A 3,638-nucleotide genomic window follows, 5' to 3' on the forward strand; every position below is an offset into this window, starting at 1 on the left:
CCCCGGCTCCCGTTCTGCTCCCCCCGACTGGCCTACTTACGCTCCCCGACTGGCCTCCTGACACCCCTGCCTGATTTCCGACGCCGCGGCGGACCTCGCGGCAAAGTCCTCAGTGTGCCCAACGCGGCGAAGATCCATTCCCGCTCTTTCGTGTAATAGCACCATCACGCTCCGTGCTGAAAGGCTGTCCGTGAGATCGGAGCATGACCGCGAGATCACGGCACGACCGGGAGGGCATTCCTTTATGTCGGTAGGCGAAGAGGTCCACGCGCAGGAGAAGCCGCAGCAGAGTCTCGGCACCTCGGCCGCGCGGAACCTGGCCACGACCACCAAGTCCGCACCCCAGATGCAGGAGATCAGCTCCCGCTGGCTGCTGCGGATGCTGCCATGGGTGAACGTGCAGGGCGGCACATACCGGGTGAACCGCCGACTCAGCTACGCGGTGGGCGACGGCCGCATCACCTTCGTGAAGACCGGCGACCGGGTCACGGTCATCCCCGCGGAGCTGGGCGAACTGCCGGCCCTTCGGTCGTACGAGGACGACGACGTCCTGGGCGAGCTCGCCCAGCGCTGCGTGCAGCGGGAGTTCGGACCCGGCACCGTGCTCGCGGAGTTCGGCAGCCCCGCCGACGCGGTGTTCCTGCTCGCCCACGGCAAGGTGGAGAAGATCGGAACGGGCCCGTACGGGGACGACGCGGTCCTCGGAGTCCTCGCCGACGGGGCGTACTTCGGCGACCAGGCGCTCCTCGACCCGGACGCCATCTGGGAGTACACGGCGCGCGCGGTCACGGCATGCACCGTACTCGCCCTCCCCCGCCAGGCCCTCGACCAGATCGCGGAGCGCTCCGACTCCCTCCGGGACCACCTCCAGCAGTTGCGTGCCATCCCCTCGCAGCGCACCAACAAGTACGGCGAGAAGGAGATCGAGCTCGCCGCCGGCCACACCGGCGAGCCGGACATCCCGCACACGTTCGTCGACTACGAGGGGGCGCCGCGCGAGTACGAACTGAGCGTCGCCCAGACCGTCCTGCGCATCCACACGCGCGTGGCGGACCTCTACAACCAGCCGATGAACCAGACGGAGCAGCAACTCCGTCTGACGGTCGAGGCGTTGAAGGAGCGCCAGGAGCACGAGCTCATCAACAACCGCGAGTTCGGGCTGCTCAACAACTGCGAGTACGAGCAGCGACTGCAGCCGCACGACGGCGTGCCCAGCCCCGACGACATGGACGAGCTTCTCAGCCGGCGGCGCGGATCCAAGCTGTTCCTCGCCCACCCGCGCGCGATCGCCGCGTTCGGGCGCGAGTGCAACAGGCGCGGGCTCGTTCCGGAGAGCGTCGAGATCGCGGGCAACCGCATCCCCACCTGGCGCGGAGTGCCGATCTTCCCGTGCAACAAGATCCCGGTCAGCGATTCCAGGACGACGTCCATCATCTGCATGCGTACCGGAGAGGAGGAGCAGGGCGTCGTCGGGCTCCGGCAGTCGGGCATCCCGGACGAGATCGAGCCGAGCCTGTCCGTGCGGTTCATGGGCATCAACGAACAGGCGATCATCAAGTACCTGGTGACGGCCTACTACTCGGCGGCGGTCCTCGTACCGGACGCGCTCGGCGTTCTGGAGAACGTCGAGATCGGCCGCTGGCGGTGACCGACCGCGCCCCACACACCGCCCCCACCGCTCGCGGACTCTCCAAGGCGTGCCCACGGGTGACTCCATGACGGAGACGGCACAGAGCCGGACCGAGATCCTGGAAAGGCTGAGCCCCATCGCGAGTTCCGTGGGTCCGATAGGCCCGACAGCTTCGACGGGCGACGCAGCGGACCGGGCGGACCGGGCGGACCGGGCAGGTCCGGCGCACCCGCAAGGGCTGGCGGACCCCAGCTGGGGGCCGGATTCCGGGAGGGCCGACAGCACCATGAGCCCGACGGCCTCGGCGGGCGAGGGGGTCCCTACGGGCCCGGCGGCCTCGGCGGGTGGCGGGCAGCCGGCGGCCTCGGCGGGTGTGGGGGAGCCGGTGACTCCCGCGGTCTCGGGTCACTTGACCAGCCCGGTCGGCCCAGGCAGTCCGTCCGGCTCGGTCGGCCCGATTGGCTCGGCCAGTCCGGTCGGCCCGGTCGGTCCGGCTGAGCCGGCGGGCGTGGTGAGTCCCGCTGGTTCGGCTGAGCCGGCGGGCGTGGTGAGCTCCGCCGGTGCGGCTGAGCCGGCAGCCGCGGTGAGTACCGGCTGTTCGGCAAGTGACGCAGGGGCCGTGAGCCCCGCTGGTTCGGTGGGTGAGGCAAAGGCGAACGGGTCGGCACCCCCGGCACCCACGTCACTCCCGGCATCCACGTCACCCCCGGCATCCCCGGCGTTCTCTGCCGCCCTGGCACCCAGGGTGGACTCGGCAGGGGACACCGGTTCGGCAGGCTCGGCGAGTCCCGCAGGTCCGGGACACCCCACTGGTGAGGTGAGCCCCGCCGGTTCGGCGGGCATCGTGGGGGCGATCGGACCGGAGGGCTCGTCGAGCCCCTTCGACGCGCAGGAGGCGGCGGGGATCCTGGAGCGGACGCGCGCGACGGTGGACCCCGAGCTGCGCCGGGCCATCGGGTCGTTGCCGGGTCCGTTGCGCCGGATCGCGCGCTACCACTTCGGCTGGGAGCACGCGGACGGCACCCCGGCGACGGGCGGCGCGGGCAAGGCCATACGGCCGGCCCTCGTGCTGGCCGCGACCTCGGCACTCGGCGGGCCGCAGTCCGTCGCCGTACCGGCCGCCGCGGCGGTGGAGCTGGTGCACAACTTCACCCTGCTCCACGACGACGTCATGGACCGGGACGCCACCCGCAGGCACCGACCCACCGCTTGGTCCGTGTTCGGCGACGCCGACGCGATCCTCGCCGGGGACGCCCTGCAGGCACTGGCCCAGCGGTTGCTCGCCGAGGACCCGCACCCGGCGTCCGCGGCGGCCGCCGCCCGGCTCGCGGGCTGTGTCGTCGAGCTCTGCGCCGGCCAGCAAGCGGACACGGCCATGGAGAAGCGGGGTCCCGGCGAGGTCACCCTCGACGAGGTGCTCGCCATGGCCGAGGCCAAGACGGGCGCGTTGCTCGGGTGTGCCTGTGCGTTGGGAGGGCTGTACGCGGGTGCGGGGGAGGAGGACGTGGAGGCGCTGGAGGCGTTCGGGCGTGAGGCCGGGCTCGCCTTCCAGCTCATCGACGACGTGATCGGCATCTGGGGCGACCCAAGGCGCACCGGCAAGCCGGCCGGGGCGGACCTCATGGCCCGCAAGAAGTCGCTGCCCGTCGTCGCCGCCCTTGCCTCCGGCACTCCGGCGGCGGCCGAACTCGCCGAGCTGTACGGACTGCCGTACGAAAAGGGGGAGCTGGAGCGCACGGTTCTCGCGGTGGAGCGGGCGGGAGGCCGTGACTGGGCGCAGGGGCAGGCGGCCGACCGTATGTCACGGGCGATGCACGCGCTGTCCCGCGCGGTCCCGGACCCGGAGGCGGCGGGCGGCCTCCTCGCGCTGGCGGAGTTCGTGACGCGGCGCAGCAACTGAGCGGCACGTCCACGCAGACGAAGACCCCGGAGCCGCCCGTCCCGTGCCGACCTGACCTCGTACGGCATGGGTGGCTCCGGCCAGGGCGGGTCCCGCGCATCCCCACGG

Annotated in this window: 2 protein-coding genes; both read left to right on the top strand. The window is 71.9% G+C overall.

The genetic code is table 11. The features are described 5' to 3' along the window. Nucleotides 1–244 precede the first annotated feature (244 nt). Nucleotides 245–1,648 (top strand): family 2B encapsulin nanocompartment shell protein, encoded by a 1,404-nt coding sequence (locus tag FNH08_RS46955; RefSeq protein WP_152777962.1) that lies wholly within the window; start codon nucleotides 245–247, stop codon nucleotides 1,646–1,648. 823 nt (nucleotides 1,649–2,471) lie between these two features. Continuing rightward, entirely contained in the window at nucleotides 2,472–3,530 is a 1,059-nt protein-coding gene (locus FNH08_RS46960; protein ID WP_322726558.1) for a family 2 encapsulin nanocompartment cargo protein polyprenyl transferase, read from the top strand. The last annotated feature ends 108 nt before the right edge of the window (nucleotides 3,531–3,638 follow it).

Source organism: Streptomyces spongiae, from assembly GCF_009377185.1.
GTDB classification, from domain to species: Bacteria; Actinomycetota; Actinomycetes; order Streptomycetales; family Streptomycetaceae; genus Streptomyces; species Streptomyces spongiae.